The sequence below is a fragment of the Leuconostoc fallax genome, assembly GCF_004354645.1.
Classification (GTDB): domain Bacteria; phylum Bacillota; class Bacilli; order Lactobacillales; family Lactobacillaceae; genus Leuconostoc_B; species Leuconostoc_B fallax.
In genome coordinates this window covers 246,067-266,729 of record NZ_PUFI01000005.1, presented here as the reverse complement: position 1 = coordinate 266,729, position 20,663 = coordinate 246,067, and the positions used below count along the sequence as shown (strand labels likewise).

At 38.1% G+C, this 20,663-nt stretch carries 21 protein-coding genes; 1 reads left to right on the top strand and 20 read right to left on the bottom strand.

Going from position 1 to position 20,663, the window contains the following annotated elements; all coding sequences use genetic code 11:
• Positions 1-22: 22 nt before the first annotated feature.
• From C5L23_RS01875 to C5L23_RS01840, 8 genes are all read right to left on the bottom strand, one after another.
• Positions 23-1,210: a serine hydrolase domain-containing protein gene (locus tag C5L23_RS01875; RefSeq protein WP_133264198.1), complete on the bottom strand. Its 1,188-nt coding sequence runs from the start codon at positions 1,208-1,210 to the stop codon at positions 23-25.
• Positions 1,211-1,240: 30 nt separating this feature from the next.
• Positions 1,241-2,596, bottom strand: coding sequence for a UDP-N-acetylmuramoyl-tripeptide--D-alanyl-D-alanine ligase (locus C5L23_RS01870; RefSeq protein ID WP_010008766.1), 1,356 nt, complete (start codon positions 2,594-2,596; stop codon positions 1,241-1,243).
• Positions 2,597-2,625: 29 nt separating this feature from the next.
• Positions 2,626-4,008 carry a 23S rRNA (uracil(1939)-C(5))-methyltransferase RlmD gene (rlmD, locus tag C5L23_RS01865; RefSeq protein WP_010008769.1) on the bottom strand — a complete coding sequence of 461 codons (1,383 nt, stop codon included), beginning with the start codon at positions 4,006-4,008 and terminating at the stop codon, positions 2,626-2,628.
• Between the two features lie 71 nt (positions 4,009-4,079).
• Positions 4,080-4,328: a type B 50S ribosomal protein L31 gene (locus C5L23_RS01860; RefSeq protein WP_010008772.1), complete on the bottom strand. Its 249-nt coding sequence runs from the start codon at positions 4,326-4,328 to the stop codon at positions 4,080-4,082.
• Between the two features lie 92 nt (positions 4,329-4,420).
• Complete coding sequence (locus C5L23_RS01855; protein WP_010008773.1) at positions 4,421-5,707, bottom strand: UDP-N-acetylglucosamine 1-carboxyvinyltransferase; 1,287 nt, start codon at positions 5,705-5,707, stop codon at positions 4,421-4,423.
• A gap of 95 nt (positions 5,708-5,802) precedes the next feature.
• Positions 5,803-7,416 (bottom strand): CTP synthase, encoded by a 1,614-nt coding sequence (locus tag C5L23_RS01850; protein WP_010008774.1) that lies wholly within the window; start codon positions 7,414-7,416, stop codon positions 5,803-5,805.
• A gap of 230 nt (positions 7,417-7,646) precedes the next feature.
• A complete protein-coding gene (gene rpoE / locus C5L23_RS01845; RefSeq protein ID WP_010008777.1) occupies positions 7,647-8,216 on the bottom strand; it encodes a DNA-directed RNA polymerase subunit delta in 570 nt (189 codons plus the stop codon).
• Positions 8,217-8,259: 43 nt separating this feature from the next.
• Positions 8,260-8,694: a YwiB family protein gene (locus C5L23_RS01840; RefSeq protein ID WP_010008778.1), complete on the bottom strand. Its 435-nt coding sequence runs from the start codon at positions 8,692-8,694 to the stop codon at positions 8,260-8,262.
• 108 nt (positions 8,695-8,802) lie between these two features.
• Here C5L23_RS01840 and C5L23_RS01835 point away from each other — a divergent pair, with 108 nt between their 5' ends.
• A complete protein-coding gene (locus C5L23_RS01835) occupies positions 8,803-10,164 on the top strand; it encodes an HD domain-containing protein (RefSeq protein ID WP_010008779.1) in 1,362 nt (453 codons plus the stop codon).
• A 53-nt stretch (positions 10,165-10,217) separates the two neighbouring features.
• Here the strand turns inward: C5L23_RS01835 and yajC are convergent, their stop codons facing one another.
• The 12 genes from yajC to C5L23_RS01775 form a co-directional block, all read right to left on the bottom strand.
• Positions 10,218-10,577: a preprotein translocase subunit YajC gene (yajC, locus tag C5L23_RS01830; RefSeq protein WP_010008781.1), complete on the bottom strand. Its 360-nt coding sequence runs from the start codon at positions 10,575-10,577 to the stop codon at positions 10,218-10,220.
• Positions 10,578-10,624: 47 nt separating this feature from the next.
• On the bottom strand, positions 10,625-11,842 hold the full coding sequence (gene tgt / locus C5L23_RS01825; RefSeq protein WP_010008783.1) for a tRNA guanosine(34) transglycosylase Tgt: 1,218 nt from the start codon (positions 11,840-11,842) through the stop codon (positions 10,625-10,627).
• Positions 11,843-11,910: 68 nt separating this feature from the next.
• On the bottom strand, positions 11,911-12,426 hold the full coding sequence (locus C5L23_RS01820; protein WP_010008785.1) for a hypothetical protein: 516 nt from the start codon (positions 12,424-12,426) through the stop codon (positions 11,911-11,913).
• Positions 12,423-12,722, bottom strand: a complete 300-nt coding sequence (locus tag C5L23_RS01815) for a hypothetical protein (protein ID WP_010008786.1) — start codon at positions 12,720-12,722, stop codon at positions 12,423-12,425. The genes C5L23_RS01820 and C5L23_RS01815 overlap by 4 nt, the downstream gene beginning before the upstream one ends.
• Positions 12,723-12,727: 5 nt before the next feature.
• Positions 12,728-13,903, bottom strand: coding sequence for a vWA domain-containing protein (locus C5L23_RS01810; RefSeq protein WP_133264197.1), 1,176 nt, complete (start codon positions 13,901-13,903; stop codon positions 12,728-12,730).
• Positions 13,900-15,051 carry an ATP-binding protein gene (locus C5L23_RS01805; protein WP_010008787.1) on the bottom strand — a complete coding sequence of 384 codons (1,152 nt, stop codon included), beginning with the start codon at positions 15,049-15,051 and terminating at the stop codon, positions 13,900-13,902. The genes C5L23_RS01810 and C5L23_RS01805 overlap by 4 nt, the downstream gene beginning before the upstream one ends.
• A 90-nt stretch (positions 15,052-15,141) precedes the next feature.
• Positions 15,142-15,771, bottom strand: a complete 630-nt coding sequence (gene upp, locus C5L23_RS01800; RefSeq protein WP_010008789.1) for a uracil phosphoribosyltransferase — start codon at positions 15,769-15,771, stop codon at positions 15,142-15,144.
• Positions 15,772-15,854: 83 nt separating this feature from the next.
• Positions 15,855-16,868: an L-threonylcarbamoyladenylate synthase gene (locus C5L23_RS01795; RefSeq protein ID WP_010008792.1), complete on the bottom strand. Its 1,014-nt coding sequence runs from the start codon at positions 16,866-16,868 to the stop codon at positions 15,855-15,857.
• Positions 16,865-17,743, bottom strand: coding sequence for a peptide chain release factor N(5)-glutamine methyltransferase (gene prmC, locus C5L23_RS01790; RefSeq protein ID WP_010008793.1), 879 nt, complete (start codon positions 17,741-17,743; stop codon positions 16,865-16,867). Before prmC ends, C5L23_RS01795 begins: the two co-directional genes overlap by 4 nt.
• Positions 17,744-17,777: 34 nt before the next feature.
• Positions 17,778-18,857, bottom strand: coding sequence for a peptide chain release factor 1 (gene prfA / locus C5L23_RS01785; RefSeq protein WP_010008794.1), 1,080 nt, complete (start codon positions 18,855-18,857; stop codon positions 17,778-17,780).
• A gap of 2 nt (positions 18,858-18,859) precedes the next feature.
• Entirely contained in the window at positions 18,860-19,465 is a 606-nt protein-coding gene (locus C5L23_RS01780; RefSeq protein WP_010008795.1) for a thymidine kinase, read from the bottom strand.
• Positions 19,466-19,504: 39 nt separating this feature from the next.
• Complete coding sequence (locus C5L23_RS01775) at positions 19,505-20,599, bottom strand: VanZ family protein (protein ID WP_010008796.1); 1,095 nt, start codon at positions 20,597-20,599, stop codon at positions 19,505-19,507.
• Positions 20,600-20,663: the final 64 nt, after the last annotated feature.

Genomic DNA, 20,663 nt, shown 5'->3' with positions numbered 1-20,663 from the left:
AATTTTCTCCTCTGACCCTATTCTACTTAGTCGGAATAGCTGTCATTTCTGTAAATAATCGTTTTGCAAGTGGTTGCCATGTATTTTTTTTATAATTCTGGTTACTTAATAAAATAACGGCGTCCTTGCTGTTCTTTGACAATACCACACACGGTTCATATCCCCTAATAATACCGTGTGCACTATAGTAGTCGCCATTGTTATATAACCCCGCCGCATACTTTTCATTTGGCAAAGGTGTTAACATTTCTTGGCAAAACATTGGTTTTAACAACTTACAATTTAATAACAAATCATAATAATGATAGAGCATACCAGTTGTTGTAGCATAATTACCAGTACCTGTTTCATGAGAATAAGCAACTGGATTATCTTTCACTAACTGATAATTTTGACGATAAGAATACGTCCTGTTTTTATCAATTATAAAATGCTGATAATCTGTTAAACCAATAACACCCTGCTGCGATAAATCATCAATGGATAATTGATAACTTTCACGTGTTACATGACGCAAGATTCCTGTGAGAATCTTATAGTCAATCATACGATATGCCCACGGTCCGCTATCAGGTACCTGATGAATAACAGCCGTTGCAATCACTTGCTGAACATCACGTTCATCTAACGTCATCCCCTTCAATGTACCGGAGTCCTTCAGGCCACTGGTCATTGTCAATAAATTCTTAATAGTAATACTGTTAGCATTAGGAATTTTAGGATAAAATTTGCTGACTGGTGTATCTAAACTCAGTTTGCCCTTTTCAATTTGTTGCATGATCATCAAAGCAGTTAAGCTTTTTTGTAGCGAAGCAAATTGAAACAAAGATATCGCATTGTTTAATCGTTTCGTTTTCGCATCAGCATAGCCATAGCCCTTTTGTAAAATAATACGATGATTATGAACGACAAGTGCGGTACCAATATATTGATGTTGCTGTAATTGTTGATCGAAATGGCGTGCTAAATCATCTGTAGGTGCTACATCTTGTTGCAGTGATTTTATCTGACGCGCTGAAACCGGTTGTTTGGGTTGTTTTGTAACTTGCTGTACTTTAACCTTAGTTTTGCGATGTGGTGATTGCACAACATCACTACTATAAATATAAATGCCACCCGCTGTTAGTACGATCAGAGCAATGATTATTCCTATAATACTTGCTAATCGTAATCGGCGCTTTGGCTTTTGCCGAAATTGCCTACGTTTCACGACATACCCCTTTAGTCATAAAAACTTCAATTACTTCATTAACTCGTCTACAACCCTCTCTAGATGTATCCCATGACTTGCCTTTAATAGCATGACATCACCTTGTTGGCCGAGCTTATTTAAATCAGAAACTAAATCGTCTAACTGGTCTTTTGCATATTGGTGCAATTGCGTTTGATCAAAATGCTTTTGCAAAATAGGATAAAGATGTTTTCTCATCAATTCTCCTACTAGATAAACGCCGTCAATATGAGACTCTTGCACTGACTCTGCTAAACCAGCATGCATTATACCAGCTTGTTGACCAAGTTCCAACATATCTCCCAATACAACATAACGTTTGCCTTGTACTTCTCGGCTAACTAATGTTGCCAAGACGGCTTTCACAGCCGTGGGATTTGAATTATAAACATCACTAATTATTGTCACACCGTGAGTTGTGTGTAAAATTTCAGTTCTATTCTTGGTTAGATCAAAATCTAATAGTGCTTTTTGGGCGTTTTTTAAATCAATATGTAATAAGTTACCCGCTGTAATCGCTGCGAGCGCATTCATAATATTATACCGACCCAACATAGGAATTGCAAATTTTTGCTGATTAATATTAAATTGAGATTGATTATTTTCAACACTAATGTCTGTGGCGTTAACATCCGCATCGATTGTGCCAAATGTTTTGACATGCTGTTCAATATGAGATATTTCTTGTGTCAACAAGGGCTCATCATTTGGAATAATTAGTGTTCCTTCAGCTTTTAACCCATTAATAATTTCTAATTTTGCCTTTGCAATATTGCGACGTGTCTTGAAAAACTCGATATGCGCTTCGCCAATCATCGTAATAATCGCAATATCTGGTTCTACTAAATGTGATAAGACAGTTAATTGTCCTGGACGATCCATTCCTAGTTCAACAATTAGCACTTCCGTAGATTCTGGCATCGACAACAACGTCATTGGTACACCAATTTCATTATTATAATTTTCAGGTGTCTTGAATGTACGATACTGTTGATTAGCAATTTCAGCTGCCATATCTTTCGTTGTTGTTTTACCATTGGAACCAGTAATCGCAACGACCTTTGGATTAACTTGATGACGATACCACTGGCCTAATTTTTGCATGGCAACGAGCGTATCATCAACAATTACAGCAGGCCAGTCCTCTTTTAATTGATGCTGGCTATCAACTAATACTGCATGAGCACCATTAGCTAACGCATTCTCAATATAATCATGCCCATCATTTTCAGCTACTAAAGCAATAAATAGTTGTCCCTCTTTGACATGTCGTGAGTCAAAAGCAACACCGCTAATAGCCACACTATCTTTTCCTTGAAATGGTGCATTCAAAACTTCAGCTAATTTTTCTAACGTAATATTCATCATTTGTCCTTTAGACTACTATCTTTTTATCATGATTCATGATGGCGTGTAAAAACAACAATCGTTTCAATATGTGATGTTTGTGGAAACTGATCAACTGTTTGCACGTCTCCTTCAATATGATAACCCTTAGTCAATATTTCTGCAGTATCGCGAACTAGGGTAACTGGATTACAGCTAATATAGACAAAGCGTTTTGGTGCCATATCAGCTACTGAATCAATTAAGGATTTTGTTAAACCTCTTCGTGGCGGATCAACAAAAATAACATCTGGCTTTATACCCTGCTCTTGCCATAGTGCCATTTGTTCTGGCGCATCATTTAACAAAAAAGTAGCATTATCAATATGATTCGTATCCACATTTAATTGTGCATCAGCTACCGCACCAGCAACTACTTCTACACCTAGCACTTGTTTAACCTTATTGGCAACACTAATACCAATTGTGCCAATACCAGAATACGCATCAATGACAATATCAGTTGGCTTTAATTGTGCTTTTTGTGCTGCCAAAGTGTAAAGCTTTTCTGTCATGATGGGGTTAACTTGATAGAAAGAATTGGGACCAATAATAAAATCTAATCCTAGTAACGTATCATGAATAGCTGCTTCACCCCATAACGTACGATTATGCGGGCTTAATAAAACATAATCTTTTTTAGGACTATAATTAAAGATCAAACTTTTCAATTCAGGTAATTGCTCTTGTAAATCACGAATGATTTGTTGTTCATGTACTAATTCAGCCTGGTTAGATACCAAGACAACCATCAACTCATGACTATAATAACCACGGCGCACCATAATATAGCGAATAGCACCCTCTTGAGTGTCTGGATCAAAAGCACTAATTTGATAATTCTCTAATACATTCCGAACAATAACAATGGCTTCATCAATTTTTCGATCATTCACAAAATAATCAGTCATTGGTACTAGCTCATGCGTTCCTCTTTTGAAAAAACCAGTTTGCAACTGTTGATTTTGCCATTTTGTTGGCACAATTGTTTTATTTCGATAATAACTTGGTTGTGCCATGCCAACGGTTTCAGCCACATTAACGTTGATATTAGCTTTTTCAAATAACGTCTGCACTTTTTGTCTTTTCCACTCAAGCTGTGCTGTGTAAGAAAAATTAACAAGTGGTGCGGTTCCAGCGTCAATAAGATACTGGCGCTGCGCATCAATACGTTGACTAGATATTTTTACTCTTTCGATAATTCGGCCGTATCCTGATAATTTATCTACCTGAATGACCTCTGCCAGTACGCGCTCACCTGGAATCGCATCTGCTAAATAAAGTGGATAAGTCGGTGTAATTTGAGCAATTCCCATACCACCAATAGTGGTATCTACAATATCAACTTCTAGTGTCTGATGTAATTTTACTGGAACAATTGTTTTTGCCATGTACATTCCTTTAAAGATTTAATTCATGTTAACAAAAAAAGCGTCCACTCGCGTGAACGCTTTCACAACAATTAGTTGTTCTTCAAACCATACTTCTTGTTGAACTTGTCGACCGCACCATCTGCTTGAGTAAACTTTTGCTTACCTGTGTAGAATGGATGTGAATCTGACGTGATATCCATACGAATCATTGGGTATTCTTTACCTTCAAATTCTGTTGTTTCGTTTGATGTCAATGTTGAACCTGATAAGAACTTCTTACCAGTAGTTGAATCAACGAATACGACTGCTTGATATTCTGGATGAATTCCTGCTTGCATTGTTCATTTCTCCTTAGCGCCCTGCATTTTCAGTAATGACAGAGTCAGTTATTAACTAGATTATTTTAACATACCATAAAATAGTAATCAAGTTATGGCATGAGGTTAATTAAATCAATACCTTCAATTGATACTTCAGCACCCAAATCTGTTAACTTTTCAGCAATACGGTCATATCCACGTAAGATATGATCAGCATCATGAATCGTTGTTGTGCCCTTTGCCATTAGTGCTGCAATAATCAGCGCTGCACCGGCGCGAATCTCTGCTGCTTGTACGTCGGTTCCAATCAATCGTTTTGATTGGTTCACGATAATTTCACCGGCAACAGCTGAATCAATATCTCCACCCATACGTCGTAGTTCTGGAATATGACGGACACGTTTAGGATAAATAGTATCCGTAATGGTACTTTCACCTTCAGCTAACATCAATAAAGGGGTGATGGGCTGTTGCAAATCTGTTGCAAATCCAGGGAACGGTAAGGTTTTAATATGTGCTGGATGAAGGTTATCAGACTTATAAACATAAACCTGATCTTCATCGATTTCTATATTAACGCCAATTTCTATTAATTTTGATATATATGATTCCAGATGTTCTGGGATAACATTTTTAATTAAAACCCCATCCCCCATCGCAGCGGCCATACTCATGTATGTCCCAGCTTCGATACGGTCTGGAATAATTGTATGCGTATTACGCGCTTTTAGATGTGGTACACCAGCGATACGGATGACATCAGTACCTGCACCACGAACGTTTGCACCCATATTGTTTAGGAAGGTTGCAATATCAATAATTTCAGGTTCACGTGCTGCGTTTTCAATAATCGTCTGCCCCTTGGCCCGCACAGCCGCCAAGATAATATTAATTGTAGCACCAACAGAAACTGTATCTAAGAAAATTCTAGCACCCACTAGTCCATTCTCAGTAGCATCGATGTGAATAATATCATTATTTTCAGAAACTTTAGCACCTAAGGCTTTAAAGCCTTTGATATGTTGGTCAATTGGTCGACGCCCAAGGTTATCCCCACCAGGAAAAGTGACAGTTGCCCGTCCAAACTTTCCTAATAATGCACCCATGAAATAGTACGATGCCCGAAGTGACTTAATTGCACCACTTGGCAATTCACTTTCGCGAATATTAGTGGGATCAATTTCTAATTCACCATTATTAAAATCAGATGTAACGTTCATTGCTGATAAAATTAATTGCAAATTTTTAACATCTAAAATTTGTGGTACTGTATCAAATTTTACTGGTGTATCTGCCAAAATAGCTGCAGGTATAAGTGCAACTGTAGAGTTTTTTGCACCACCAATGGTGACTTCCCCACGTAAGCGTTTACCACCGTGGATAATTATTTTTGCCATAAAACTTTCCTATATTCTTGTAGTCCGCGTTCTATTATACATACTTTAATAAAGAGACTCAAACGATAACAATGAAAGTTTGCCCCTAACGTGCGTTACTTGGCTTTAATTGAAGCCTGTATAAAGTCATGATATAGCCCTTCAGGACGATTAGGACGACTTAAGAATTCAGGATGATATTGTGCTGCAACGAAGAAATCATTTTTTGGATATTCAATCACTTCCATCAAACGATCATCTGGAGATGTAGCAGAAAATACCATGCCTGCTTTCTCAAACTCTTCACGATATTGTGTATTAAATTCATAACGATGACGATGACGCTGTTGGATGATGTCTTGATCACCGTATGCATGTGCTGTAACTGTTCCTGGTAACAACTGTGCAGGATAAAGGCCTAATCTCAAAGTACCACCAAGGTTTTCGACACCTTCTTGATCCTTCATCAAATCAATAATTGGCGCAGAAGTGTCAGCGTTTAATTCTGTTGAATTAGCATCTTGATAACCTAATACATCACGTGCAAATTCTACAGAAGCTAACTGCATACCTAAGCAAACACCCAAGAATGGGACATTATTTTCACGTGCATAACGTATAGCTTGGATTTTACCTTCTGTACCACGTGGTCCAAATCCGCCAGGCACAATGATACCATTAGCATCATGTAGCAATTCAGCAACATTATCTTGGTTAACACTTTCAGCGTTAATATGATTAATATTAACTTCTGTACTTTGTGAATAACCTGCGTGCTTTAATGCCTCATTCACTGAAATGTAGGCATCAGGCAGATCGGTATACTTTCCAACCAATGTGATATCTACTGTGCTCTTAGGTGACTTGATATTGTCAACCATTGCAGCCCAGTCAGTCATATCAGCTTCTGGTGCATCAATATTAAGCTTTTCTAATACCACATCATCCATATCTTGTGCTTGTAAGTTCAGTGGAATTTCATAAAGCGTGTCGACATCCAAACTCTCCACAATGGCGTCATTTGGCACATCAGTGAACGTCGCAAGCTTATTTTTCAAGCCCTCATCAAGTGGCTTTTCTGTTCGTAACACCAACATATCTGGCTGTATACCCAATGAACGTAATTGTGCAACAGAATGTTGTGTTGGCTTCGTCTTAGCTTCACCTGCCGCCTTTAAGTAAACAATTAAGCTGGTATGAATATAGAAAACATTTTCCGAACCTAAGTCTGTTTTCATTTGGCGAAGTGCTTCTACGAATGGTAGACTCTCAATATCACCAACAGTACCACCAACTTCTACGATAACCACATCAGCATCTGTTGATTCAGCTGCTTGACGCATTTTTTCTTTAATGGCATCTGTTACATGTGGTATCACTTGAACAGTACCACCATTATAATCACCACGGCGTTCTTTTGCTAGGACTTCAGAATAAACTCTACCTGTCGTCACGTTTGAATACATATTGGTATTAATATCTATAAAACGTTCATAGTGACCCATATCTAAATCTGTTTCTAAGCCATCACCGGTAACAAATGTTTCACCGTGCTGGTAAGGACTCATTGTCCCTGGATCAATGTTAATATAGGGGTCTAATTTTTGAATGGCCAATTTCAAGCCACGGTTTTTTAATAGTCTGCCGAGCGAAGCAGCGACTATTCCTTTACCCAAAGATGAAACAACGCCACCTGTCACAAATATATACTTAACTTGCTTGTTTGCCATAAACTAAAAGCGCTAAATTAATCATTTGTATGACTTTAACAACAAATACAAACGATTAATGAGAAACGCTATTCCTCCTTTGATAGTCGATACGCGGGAACATGGTGTTACAACTACAAAAGCTCCCAAGTCTAGCTTGGGAGCTTTTCAATGTTTCCCATTAAATGGGAGCCCTATTATACTATACGTACTAAATGATAGCCTGTCAAGTACTTAAGCAGAAGAAAAACTTATTTCTCTTCATCTCCATCGCCTAAGTCATCTAAATCATCTGTTCCAGCCAATTCATTTAAATTGTCATCGATTGATTCGGCATTATCATCAGAATCAATTTCTGTCTCTTCGTCATCACTCGCATCATGTGTATCAGTATGCTCGTCTTCTGAAGTTTCGCCAAAATCATCATCTTCTGGATCATCATCGTTATAATCAATAACATCATCGTCACTCGCGCTGTCTGCAAAGACATTGACCTTTTTGGCTGTCTTTTTACGCTTAGGTAATTCAACTTCGTCATCAATTTCATGAATTGATTCGTCAATAGCATCCACAGGATACCATGCACGTAATGCCCACTCGTTATTACCTAACGAAATAAATGAGCCATCAGTATTAAGTTCTGTATAAAATTGTGATAAACGTGATTTGAATGATTCTGAATCAACATCTAAAAACTCTTGTATCTCTTGAGCCAAGGCAGAAAACTGCATTGGTTCTCTATGCTCACTAAGAATTGCGACCGCAATCTCAACTAATGAAAGTTCTTCTTTTGGGTGATTTCCAAATTGTGTGAGTGACATTTTGCACGTCCTTTCGCGTTTCTAACTCATCAAGTATATCCAATCAAGCATTGAATTGCAACCTTATCTCATATTGCCCGATTAATTGTTCATTTGCCGTTAAAATATAATCAATTGCTGTTTCACCACGTAAATTAGCAGTATCTAGTGCTGTTGCTAGTAATGTTGTTCTTGTTGCCATCGTCATGCGACCAGATGGTGTTTCATAAGATGCTGGTACTTCTTTACTATCCACAAAAGTCATGACTGTCTTCACATCGCCTGAGCGCATTAGACGAATACTGCCATTAGGATCAAATTTGAAGGTAACGTGCACTTGGGGTTGATCTGGTAATGTCTCTGTATAACGAATATAAACCGCTTCATTTTTGACAATTAGTTGCCCAAGCGTATCAAAAGAAAATTCTTCAACTTCATTATCTAGACAAACTTTCGTTGTTAGGTGAACATTGATTTGTTCAAAATCATTATTTGCCATCTTTTCTGCCTCAATATTACAATCTAACTTTCAATTATACTATAATATATAATAAATATTAGTTCATTTGAGAAACTCTTAATTTTTATCATGACAAAAGGAGCCATTATGCCTCAAGAAAAATTGGCACGCGAAAAGGTTTTACGTGATCCAATCCATAATTTTATTCACGTTCAAGACCAGGTCATCCTTGATTTGATCAATACGACTGAATTTCAGCGATTACGTCGTATCAAACAATTGGGTATCACCAGTGCCGTATTTCATGGTGCTGAACATTCACGATTCGAACACTCGGTTGGTGCTTATGAACTGGCACGCAGAATCACTGACTATTTTGAAAAATATTACCCATCAAAGACAGCAAATGATGGTCTTTGGGATACCAGCCAACGCTTAGTCACATTGGTTGCAGCTTTACTACATGATGTTGGTCACGGTGCTTTTTCACATACATTTGAACATCTTTTTCAAACAAATCACGAATGGTATACACAAGAAATAATTACCGGTGATACTGAAATTCATACAATTTTAGCGCAAGTCTCTCCTGATTTTCCTAACAAAGTCGCCAGTGTCATTGCCAAAACTTATACTAATCCACAAGTGATACAACTCATTTCTAGTCAATTAGACGTCGATCGTATGGATTATCTCTTGCGCGATGCTTATTTCACGGGTACAAAGTATGGCGAATTCGACATTGATCGTATATTGCGTACGATGCGCCCAGTAAAAAACGGTATCGCCTTTGATATCGGTGGTATGCACGCAGTTGAAGATTATGTTGTTAGTCGTTATCAAATGTATTTGCAAGTTTACTTCCACCCTGTTTCTCGTGGTATGGAAGTATTGCTTGAACATTTACTTCATCGCGCACGAGAATTATACAAACAAGCGCAAAAAAATGATATTGAAGATCAACAGTTCATTGGTCCACTTTTAAAGCCACTGTTTGATGAAAAACTAACATTATCTGATTACCTTAATTTAGACGATAATGTCTTTATGACTTATATTCTGATTTGGCGACACCATCCTGATCCCATTTTGTCAGATTTATGTTGCCGATTTCTTGATCGGAAGCCCTTAAAATCGGTCATTATGGATAATGAAACCATCCCCGTGCGTGAAAAGTTAACAAAATTAGTCGAGAAAGCTGGTTATAATCCAATTTATTACACAGCGCAAAACGACGCCTATGATCTACCTTACGATGACTATAATCCGACCTCAGCTAAACCAAGAACACAGATTGACTTTCTGTTAGCTGACGGTTCCCATCAGGAGCTGTCTCAACTATCAACTTTAGTTGCAGCAATCAAAGGTAAGGCTTCTATTGATCAACGTTTCTTTTTTCCAAAAGATATGTTAAAAGAAAATGGCAATGATTTATTTTCAGAAACGGCCGAGCATTTTCGTAGCTTTATTCATAACAATGCCCTAAAAGATCCAAATACTAGTGTATAAAAAGAAAAAGATAGTAAGTAACCGATGGGGTCGCTTGCTATCTTTTTTGTTCATTACTTATCTTGATCTTTTTGATCATCAGATGTAATTTTAGTATCTGTTGGCTTTAAATCTTCAACTGACGTTTTAGTTTCTTGATTGTCTGTTGTTGTTGCTGCAGCCGGCTTAATAGTACGAATAGCTGATAACTCAAATGTTAAAATGACACCTTCAGCATCTAAATCAACAGTTTTTGCTTCTCTATTTACATTATCAACAACTGCATGCAAGCCACCAATTGTGACAACTTCAGCACCCTTGGCTAAAGAATTTTGCATTGTTTGCTGTTGATTCTTCATCTTCTTTTGTTGACGTGACATAAACCAAAGCATCGCCACCACAATAATTAGAGGCAATATTAAATTATAATTCATCTGAAATTCCTACTTTCTGTACTCCAAAATATTATATCAAATTTTCATTAGAATAATCTAGCGTTTGGTTTATTATACCCATACTCTTCCATAACAGTCTCTCTAAATTCTAATAATTCGTCTCTTTCAATTGCTGTTCGCATATCTTCCATAAATTGCAGTAAGAAACGTAAATTATGCTGAGAAGCCAACTGCGCCCCCAACATTTCATTCGCATTGAATAAATGATGTAAATAAGAGCGTGTCAATGTTTTGAATGGATTATACCCTGGTACGTCAAACTGTGCCATATTACCAAACTGCTCTTGACGAATCGGATTAGGTGAATAATAACTCAAATCTGGATCTAACGGTGTGAAATCATTCTTATATTTGGCATTTTTAATGACAACACGTCCAAAACGTGTCATCAAAGTTCCTTTACGTGCAATTCTCGTAGGTAGCACACAGTCAAACATATCCACACCACGCATAACACTATCAATCAGTGAATCAGGTGCTGCTACGCCCATTAAATAACGTGGTTTTTCCTCAGGCAAAAGTGGCATTGTAAAGTCCAATACACGATTCATTTCTTTTTTGGACTCACCAACAGATAAGCCACCGACCGCATAACCTGGTAAATCCATGCTAACCAAATCATTAGCTGATTCAGTACGTAACGCTTTAAAGCCAGCACCTTGAACAATACCGAATAACGCTTGACTGTCAGGATTCTTGTGTGCTTTTTGGGCACGTTCTGCCCATCTTACTGAACGTTGCATTGACTCTTTAATATAATCATAGGTTTCAAAATATGGAATTGCTTCATCCAATTGCATCATAATATCGGAACCAAGGTTATTTTGAATACGCATGGCAACTTCAGGAGACAAGAACATTTTATCCCCGTTCACGTGGTTTTGGAATGTAACCCCTTCTTCTTTTAGCTTACGTGCATCCGAAAGCGAGAAGACTTGAAAGCCACCGGAATCAGTTAAAATGGCTTGATCCCATCCCATATATTTGTGTAATCCACCTGCCTGCGCAATTAACTCGTCTCCTGGGCGAACCCACAGATGATACGTATTACTTAATATAAACTGTGCACCGATTTCTTTGAGTTCTCGTGCACTAACACCCTTAACAGCGCCTTGTGTACCAACAGGCATAAACATAGGTGTTTCAAAGGTACCATGCGGTGTATGAATACGTCCGCGACGTGCACCAGTATGTTTCTCTGTATGTAAATGTTCATACCATACAGCACTTTTTTGATTTGTCATGCTAAATTCCTCCGCTTTTGCGTCAAATACTAGTTTATCAGTTTTTTGACCACAAAAAAAGCGGGAAATTATCCCCACCACTCTTTGTCAGTATCTCTCATTTTATGCGTCAGACTGATTTGATCAATATTTTCAACATTATGATAAGTGGTTGAAAATGGTTGTCGCATCCAATCATGTAATTGTTGGTAATTTTGACTATCAATAAATAAGGCCAAATCATCAGCATCGTCCCAAAATGTCCATAACATGTACTCGCTCTTACCATCATTTTGTTGAGCTAGTACACCATTTAATGCCATTTTTTCAAGTAAGTTATTGATATGCTCATCATCATTACCAATCGACTTAAATGACACTTGATGAACTAATTTCCCTTTAGGTTCTCCCATTACAAACAAACTATTAAACGTCAAGGGTCGGTTAAAACGTTCAACTAATTCGGGTTGATCAAAAATCAATACATTTAATCCAGCTAATTGTGATAGCTTACCTAATAACAATAATTGATTTGGTGCTTGTTTTTTATATTTTAATAATGTTGCAACATCTTGTTCTGGCGCTAATACTAAGTTGATTTTCATAAGAAAGGCTCCTTTAATTGTTTTATCACATCATGAGATAAATGACTTCCAAACTTTTGAATAAAGGCCTGGGTATCCGAAAAAGTATCGAATCGATAGATGACTTGACGCACAGCATCGGCATGGACTAATCGTTTAGCAAAGTTAATATCCATCATTTGAATGCGACTTGATTCAAACGGTTCTTGAAAATCTAACGATGCCCATGTTCCTTTTAACAAAGATTCTGCACGTTGGTAACGTCGATCACGTCGAATCATACTTCGTAAATCTTCTGGGTTTAAATTGTCTACCATCCACACTATGCTCCATTATATTCGTCCATCGTCAAGGTTATGATATGTCCGACAGGATCTACTAAACTCAGATGAGCACCAGTTGGCATAATCCAGTAAACCTGTTTAAACTTTGTGTTCACTGTCGCTTTCTCCCCTTCACCGTCCGTCAAAATGACCACTAATGTCTGAGACGGTTTATATCTGCGTTCGGACAATAAGTTAAAGATACTCTGAAAAGTTGTACCGCCACCAGCATGACGCTGCCAATCGTGAATATGATGAATAGGATGCACTTGGGTATCAAACATAAAATAATCAATATTAGTATCAAATTGTTGGGCAATCTGTTGTATTTGTGATAAAAAGACACCCGCTAACTGATCGGATATCGAAGCTGAATTATCAATAAACACCACTATTTTAGCTGATTGAGCACTCACCTGTCCTGGTAAATCCATACGATAAGGTTGTCGCCGATTAAACCGTGTCCATGATTCCCGTTTGCGATGTGGTATTTGTGACAGCTTAGCTTTCAAAATAGCCTGCCAATGACGCTTGCGTGTTTGTACCTTTTCAATTTGTCTCACAATTTCACTATCAATATTGCCTCGACCGCTCTGTGGTGTATCCTCAACAGCTTGGCGTACTACTTCATTCAAAGCAGTCGTTGCTTCGGCAATATGACCAGTCGCGCTCTGCCAACTATCATGATTATCATTTTGATCACCATCAGGCAAGGCATCTTGATTCGTTAAAGCCGCTAGCCACTCAATATATTGCGCCGAATCTTGGTGCGCTGCTAATAGCTTACCCGTTAAATTAAAAATAGTTTGTAACGTCACCGCACCTGGCAGTATGCCCATATCCTTTGGCAAATACTGATTAACAGCCAAATCTGTGCCTAATTTGACTAGTTTTTTTGCTGTACGTTGCTGATAGCGTATTGGATGTTGCCAGATAACGTGCAACGCTACATGTGCTAAAAGTAAGGCTATTTCATCATCTTTTGGTAAGCGTTCCTCTAATAATTGTGCATTAAACGTCAAATACCATTGGTGTTTTTGCCATAATAGACCAACTGGCTGCTTTAAGGTTGAATCAGCACGCCGATTCAAGTTCATTACAATGTTACCGTAAAGTGGTGCAGTATCTAGTAGAATTTTAACGCCATTAACGAGCCTTTGGTTATCTGTTTTCATCTTGTCGCGACGTCCATAATTTGTTGATACAATACGTTGGCATAATGACCATCACTAGCAAAAAGTTGATCCAATACGGGTGAATCAGTCAGTTGCTTAACTAATGCATATTGACTATCTGGTGACATAAGTTGTAGCAGTCGACTTAATCGCGCCGCATTATTTTCAATAGTCAGTTGCCCCGTCAATAAAACGGATTTCATTACTGTTAATTTCTGTAACTCATCCATATTCTTAAATTTCTCATCAATCACATGCGGTACTTTAGGTCCATAGGGCTTAGATTCAAAAATATCTTGTGCTGTCAATGTTGGTAGTTGCTGTACGATAAATTGCACAAACTGGCGCGCAACATTAGCACCTAAGTCTCCTGAAAAAATATCAAACATCAATACATCAGCTTGTTCTTTTGGTAGCTGTACAAGTTCATATAAATTATCTGACACGCGGTGCCAAGCACGCGGCGTTGGATTTAGATCCTCATGTCGCGTTGTCGGATATAATAATTCCGCATACTGCGTAATAAACTTTTGAACAAGGGGATGAATATTTGCTCGAGGCGCTCCGCTACTCGCCCAAGACAACCAGTCACTCACAGATACCGCCATTACTAAGCGCGTCGTACGATCTTTAATTGCTGCATCACCACGCTCAACAGCATAATCCGTTGTTTCAAAACCAGCCATATCGTCATCAGGATTTTCTGCTAGTACAATATGCACTTGTCGTGGTAGTACAATATCGTGAATTCGGCGTTGTAAAACTAAATTCATCAGTTCACTTTGCACAGCTTGTGAACCACGATTGAATTCATCCAAAAACCATATAATTGGTTGATCAGGTTGTTGTTCTGCTGCTTGAATAATTTGAATTAATGTATGCGTGTAGCCAAATTGAACATCTGCTAATCGACCATAATTTTTGGTGTCTAAAAAGGAAGTTTCTGTTAATGGTGGAACAGGAATTGCAAGATCACCCTTTTCAGACAGCGATACTACTGTCGTCATCAACTTCGCTTTCATTTTTTCAGCAACAGCGGTGACTAAAGCACTCTTCCCAATACCCGCTTCTCCAACGATGCTGGGCACATTTCCACCCTTCAAAACAAGGGGAACGGCAACTAATAATTGTTGAAATGATAAAGCCACTTTGTTACCTCTCTAACTAATTTCTATTTTACTCTTTAACAAAAAAAGTGCCACGTTTTAAACGTAACACTCATACCATTCTATAATAAATCACATCGTACCAAACAAACGGTCACCGGCATCGCCTAATCCTGGAACAATATAGCCATGTTCGTTGAGGCCTTCATCCAAAGAACCTGTATAAATATCAACATCAGGATGTGCATCTTGCACCGCATGTACACCTTCTGGTGCCGAAACTAATGTAATCAACTTAATGTGCTTTGCACCACGTTTCTTCAACGCGCTAATTGCATCTTTAGCAGAACCACCTGTTGCCAACATTGGATCAACTAGCAAAACATCACGTTGCCCAATATCTTCAGGTAATTTAATAAAATATTCAACGGGTTCAAGTGTATCCTCATCGCGATACATGCCAATATGACCAATCTTAGCAGCAGGTATTAATTGTACAATGCCATCAACCATACCCAACCCTGCGCGTAAAATTGGTACAACTGCCAATTTTTTACCCGCTAGTTGCTTTTTCATCGTTTTTGAAACTGGTGTTTCCACTTCAACATCTTCTAGTTGCAAATCACGACTTGCTTCGTAAGTCATTAACATTGCAATTTCATCAACTAAAGCTCGAAAATCCTTAGTGCCAACATTCTTATTGCGAATCATCGTTAATTTATGTTGGATTAATGGATGATCCATTTCAACAAATTTACCCATTACATGTTCCTCTGTCTTCTTTATCTTTATCTATTGTATCAAAAAAAATAGACGAACACTCAATTCATACACAATAAGCAATATTAAATACTAAACTCTTGATTACCCGCTGCTTTAGCTAGACGGTTATTATAAGCTTTTCCTAATCCTACTGGTATCATCTTTTGGACGTATATTGTGCCAACCTTTGGTTGATCATCATAAAAACGTAAACCAGAGAATAACTGTTCTGTAGCACTCTCTAAGGAATCACCCAATGACCATGCCTGTTGTGATTTTATAGCCATTGCTTGCAAAATACGATCCTGCGCCATAACCACATCATTATCTTGTAATTTTTGTGCCAAATCAACAGCATCCAGCTCATCAAACATCACAACATGTTTATCTGGTGCATAGTGTCGATATTTCATACCCGGCGCTTTGGGTGTAACATCACTTGCAACTGATTCTGTTGTGGTCGCATCATGAACTGGTTGTGCTAACACAGCCACTAATTGTTCTTGTGTAATTGCACCAGGTCGCAAAATAGTTGGTACGTTTCCTGAGACATCAATAACTGTTGATTCAACGCCAACTGTCGTAGGCCCATCATCAACAATAGCTGCAATTTTACCTGCCATATCGTGCCAAACATGCTGTGCTGTGGTGGGTGAAGGCTTTCCAGATGTATTTGCACTAGGCCCTACTATTGGTGCTTTGGCTGCCCGAATCACTGCCCGTGCAACTTCATTATCTGGTAATCTAAAGGCAACAGTATTCAACCCTCCCGTGACTGTCATACTAAAAGCTTGCGCACGCATTGGTAAAATAATCGTCAATGATCCTGGCCAAAAAGCTGCCATTAATTTTTGAGACATATCATTCTCTACAGCAAATTGCTGAACCATCGCTTTGTCTGCTACGGTAACAATTAATGGGTTGTCCGAAGGCCGTCCCTTAGCAGTAAAAACTTTTCTAACCGCTACTTCATCTGTCGCAACAGCTCCTAAACCGTAAACCGTCTCTGTTGGAAACGCGACAACTTCTCCTTGCGACAACAATTTTCCTGCAAATAAAATATCTTGTTCACTTGTTCCTAAACGCTGTGTGTTCATTTTTTTACTCGAATCATCCGATCTAATTTTGATAAATCTTGTTTTAAATCTATCTGTGCCTGTGGTATATAAGCTCTCAAAAGGTCTTTCACGGCTTGACCTTGTTTATAACCAATTTCAAAATAAGCTATACCGTCATCTTTTAGATAGTTATTCAGCTGTTGTGCAATATTTTCGTATATTGCCAAACCTTGATGTGCTGCATACAAAGCAATATCTGGTTCAAAATCAATAACACTCTGATCCATTTCGTTTTGATCTTGTGGATCTATATAAGGCGGATTACTTAATATCACATCAAATTTCATAGCTGGTATTTGCGCAAAAACATCACTCTCAGTAAAAGATATACGATCACGTATCTTAAATTTTTTAGCATTATGCTGCGCAACGGTTAACGCATCTGTTGAAATATCGGCCGCCATCCCCTGAACACGTTGATCTTCCAACAAAATCGTTTCAACAATGGCACCACTACCTGTCCCAATGTCCAAAATTTTGATTTCTTTTTGAGAATTAGCTTTTAAATCCTGTAGTACCCAATCAACCAATAATTCGGTTTCCGGTCTGGGAATGAGCACCCGCTCATCTACTAAAAATTCACGGCCATAAAATGGCGCAGTGCCTAAAACATATTGAACGGGTCGACCTGTTATTAATTCACTAATCCATCTTGCCCAAGATTCAACCAAAAATTCAGGCATCTGACGTGTCATATTAGCATGCAAAGTCCCATAATTCATATCTAAAGCACCAGTTAATAAGAAATCAACATTTTCTTGGGCAATTTCAGTAGACATGGTATTTTGATTCACTAATTCTTGTATCGCCCATTTACGTGCTTCTAAAATCGAAATTTTAATTGGTTTTTCCATTATACCCTCATCGTTATTATCCGCTAATATACGATTAGTGTTGGTTCAAATCAGCCAACTTAGCGGTTTGATCAGCAATAATTAGGGCATCGATAATATCTTCTAATTCACCATTCATCACGCGATCCAACTTATTCAGTGTTAAGCCAATCCGATGATCAGTAACACGATTTTGTGGGAAATTATAGGTACGAATACGTTCCGATCGATCACCAGTACCAACGGCTGTTTTACGCTTTTGTGCATATTCTGCCTCATTTTGTTGCGCAAAATAATCATACACACGCGCGTTTAAAATTTTCCATGCTTTCGCACGGTTCTGCTGCTGTGATCGTTCATCCTGCATGGCAACAGTAATCCCTGTTGGTTCATGTGTCAAACGAATGGCTGAGCTTGTTTTGTTAACGTGCTGACCACCCGCACCGCTTGAACGGTAGACATCTTCACGGACGTCTTTTGGATCAATTAAATCAGTGGCATCAACGTCCTCAAATTCAGGCATTACCCCAACAGTTGCCGTACTTGTATGAACGCGTCCCTGTGTTTCCGTTACTGGTACGCGTTGCACACGATGCGCACCACTCTCAAATTTCAATTTAGAGTATACATTGTTACCAGTAATCATTACCACAACTTCTTTGTAGCCACCAACTTCGGTAGCAGACTCATCAATTAAGTTAATATGCCAGTTTTGCTTTTCAGCGTATTTACGATACATGTCTAATAAGTCAGCAGCAAATAAAGAAGATTCATCACCACCGGCAGCACCACGAATTTCCATAATAATATTCTTATCATCATTAGGATCTTGAGGTAACATGAGAACCTTGAGTTGCTCTTCAAGACTAGCCTTTTGTGGCTTAAGTGTCTTGAGATCGTCTCGTGCTAATTCAGCCATATCTGTGTCATCTAATAGATCTTCAGCATCTTGTATATCCTGCAAAACACTTTGGTATTGTTTAAAAACGGTGACCGTTTCTCGAATACTACCTTCTTCTTTAGACAATGCCATATATCTTTTGGAATCAGACATTACTTCCGGATCAGCTAATAGTTCATTCAATTCATCATGCCGATCAACAACTGTCTGTAATTGCTCAAAAATTTTGTCCATAATTATTTTCCTTCTTTTGGGAATAAATCTGATATTTTAGCCATATCTGGATGATACCAATGGTGCCGACAAGTTGGTATATAAGCTTCGTCACCACCAATAAAAACTTGTTGCCCTTCTCTTTGCGGTTCTCCATCCACAATACGTAACTGCGTAATCGCCTTTTTCCCACAAAATGCACAAATGGTTTTCATTTCTTCTAATTTATCAGCCATTTCAATAAGACGCTTTGAGCCAGGAAACAACTGATTAAAAGCATCTTGTTTCAAGCCAAATGCCATGGCTGGTATATGTAATTCATCAACAACTTGTGCCAATTGATCGACCTGCTCTGGAAACAAAAATTGCGCCTCATCAATTAAAACAGCTGCCAAGTTAGTCTGATGATGCTTCACAATATCAAATAAATTATCAGCTTTTTGTATCGCTACTGCTGGACGTTCTAACCCTATTCGGCTAGATACTATTCCTGTCCCTGATCTTGTATCAGCCGCTGGTGTCATTAATAAAATATTCTTACCTTGTGATTCATAATTATGCGCTACTTTTAAAATTTCAATGGATTTCCCCGAATTCATTGCACCATACTCAAAAAATAATTGTGCCATGCTACCTCCCAAATATTTCAACCTTATATTAATGAAGCATTAGTGCTTTACACTTAATATCACACCACTCAATCTTTCATACCAAGTACGATGCGTTTTTGTAATCGTTAATAGCCAATCACTGCCAAAGAAAATAACTGGCACTAATATAATAAAGCCGGTGATAAAATGCAAACCCTTATCTGATGCTTGTAAATCTAAAAGCAAAGTCAACCAATTCAGAACAATTGGGATCAGAATAAAGGCGCCAATACTGCTTAAGTTACGTACGAGTATCTCCCATAACGTTATACTTGAACCGTCTAAACTATCATAACAAATCTTAAGAACACGCATACCAATAGTTTGTTTATATTGGCTAATCTCGGGAACGAAAACAAAGACAATGAGAATACTAGCAATCCCCGTTATCCATAACGGTATACGCAATACATCAACAAATATCAAAAGACCAATAATAACCAAACTCCAGTCGATCAATAAAGCAAGTAGTCGTCTAAATAGACCAACAGAGTCCGTATTCACATCCCCTTGCAATAATTCAACTTCCAAATTTGGTAACAGCCGACGAGAATATGGCACCATTTGATCGCCAATCATTGCGCCTAAAACATTAAGCATAACATCATCAACATCACACACACGGTAAGGATATGGGTAAACACCATAGATACCAGTAAATTGCGTGATTTCAAAAAATAACGATAGCACTAATGCGGCATAAATAGTTGCTCTAAAGCTTTTTTGAAAGTAATAACGAATATAAAAGCCAAGCGGAATAAAAACTAAAATATTAGCTAAGATATCCACAAATACCGTGCTGGTAAAACCGCTTGAGAATCGGCCAGGTGCAATAATATTTTCACTCAAAAAATTAAAAGGAATTAAATTCACCATATTAACTTTTTGCGTTTTCAGTGCCAATACCTCGCTCAAGGATGGCAACGGCAAAATAGTAATCAAGAACGCCACGATAAGATAAAAAACAAAACTACTGACCATTACCAATCTGACGAACGACACCGCACCATAGCGTCGGTATTGGATAACTAAAACAGGTATAAATAATAATATTAAACTAATAGGTAAAATTTGCCATATGCTCTGCGTTGGGAATATGAGTTTTTCTAGCATGAGTGCTGATATCTATCCTTTAAATTAACTGTATTAAGTTACACAATCTATAGTATAGCAAATA

Bases quoted from the DNA above. Each gene is read 5' to 3' on its own strand.
- C5L23_RS01780 (WP_010008795.1), bottom strand. From the start codon at position 19,465: ATGGCACAATTATTTTTTGAGTATGGTGCAATGAATTCGGGGAAATCC.
- yajC (WP_010008781.1), bottom strand. From the start codon at position 10,577: ATGAATTATAATTTAATATTGCCTCTAATTATTGTGGTGGCGATGCTT.
- prmC (WP_010008793.1), bottom strand. From the start codon at position 17,743: ATGGAAAAACCAATTAAAATTTCGATTTTAGAAGCACGTAAATGGGCG.
- C5L23_RS01850 (WP_010008774.1), bottom strand. From the start codon at position 7,416: ATGGCAAACAAGCAAGTTAAGTATATATTTGTGACAGGTGGCGTTGTT.
- C5L23_RS01810 (WP_133264197.1), bottom strand. From the start codon at position 13,903: ATGAAAACAGATAACCAAAGGCTCGTTAATGGCGTTAAAATTCTACTA.
- C5L23_RS01870 (WP_010008766.1), bottom strand. From the start codon at position 2,596: ATGAATATTACGTTAGAAAAATTAGCTGAAGTTTTGAATGCACCATTT.
- C5L23_RS01815 (WP_010008786.1), bottom strand. From the start codon at position 12,722: ATGGTAGACAATTTAAACCCAGAAGATTTACGAAGTATGATTCGACGT.
- C5L23_RS01860 (WP_010008772.1), bottom strand. From the start codon at position 4,328: ATGCAAGCAGGAATTCATCCAGAATATCAAGCAGTCGTATTCGTTGAT.
- C5L23_RS01835 (WP_010008779.1), top strand. From the start codon at position 8,803: ATGCCTCAAGAAAAATTGGCACGCGAAAAGGTTTTACGTGATCCAATC.
- rlmD (WP_010008769.1), bottom strand. From the start codon at position 4,008: ATGGCAAAAACAATTGTTCCAGTAAAATTACATCAGACACTAGAAGTT.
- tgt (WP_010008783.1), bottom strand. From the start codon at position 11,842: ATGACAAATCAAAAAAGTGCTGTATGGTATGAACATTTACATACAGAG.
- prfA (WP_010008794.1), bottom strand. From the start codon at position 18,857: ATGGACAAAATTTTTGAGCAATTACAGACAGTTGTTGATCGGCATGAT.
- C5L23_RS01840 (WP_010008778.1), bottom strand. From the start codon at position 8,694: ATGGCAAATAATGATTTTGAACAAATCAATGTTCACCTAACAACGAAA.
- C5L23_RS01775 (WP_010008796.1), bottom strand. From the start codon at position 20,599: ATGCTAGAAAAACTCATATTCCCAACGCAGAGCATATGGCAAATTTTA.
- C5L23_RS01820 (WP_010008785.1), bottom strand. From the start codon at position 12,426: ATGAAAATCAACTTAGTATTAGCGCCAGAACAAGATGTTGCAACATTA.
- C5L23_RS01795 (WP_010008792.1), bottom strand. From the start codon at position 16,868: ATGAACACACAGCGTTTAGGAACAAGTGAACAAGATATTTTATTTGCA.
- upp (WP_010008789.1), bottom strand. From the start codon at position 15,771: ATGGGTAAATTTGTTGAAATGGATCATCCATTAATCCAACATAAATTA.
- C5L23_RS01855 (WP_010008773.1), bottom strand. From the start codon at position 5,707: ATGGCAAAAATAATTATCCACGGTGGTAAACGCTTACGTGGGGAAGTC.
- rpoE (WP_010008777.1), bottom strand. From the start codon at position 8,216: ATGTCACTCACACAATTTGGAAATCACCCAAAAGAAGAACTTTCATTA.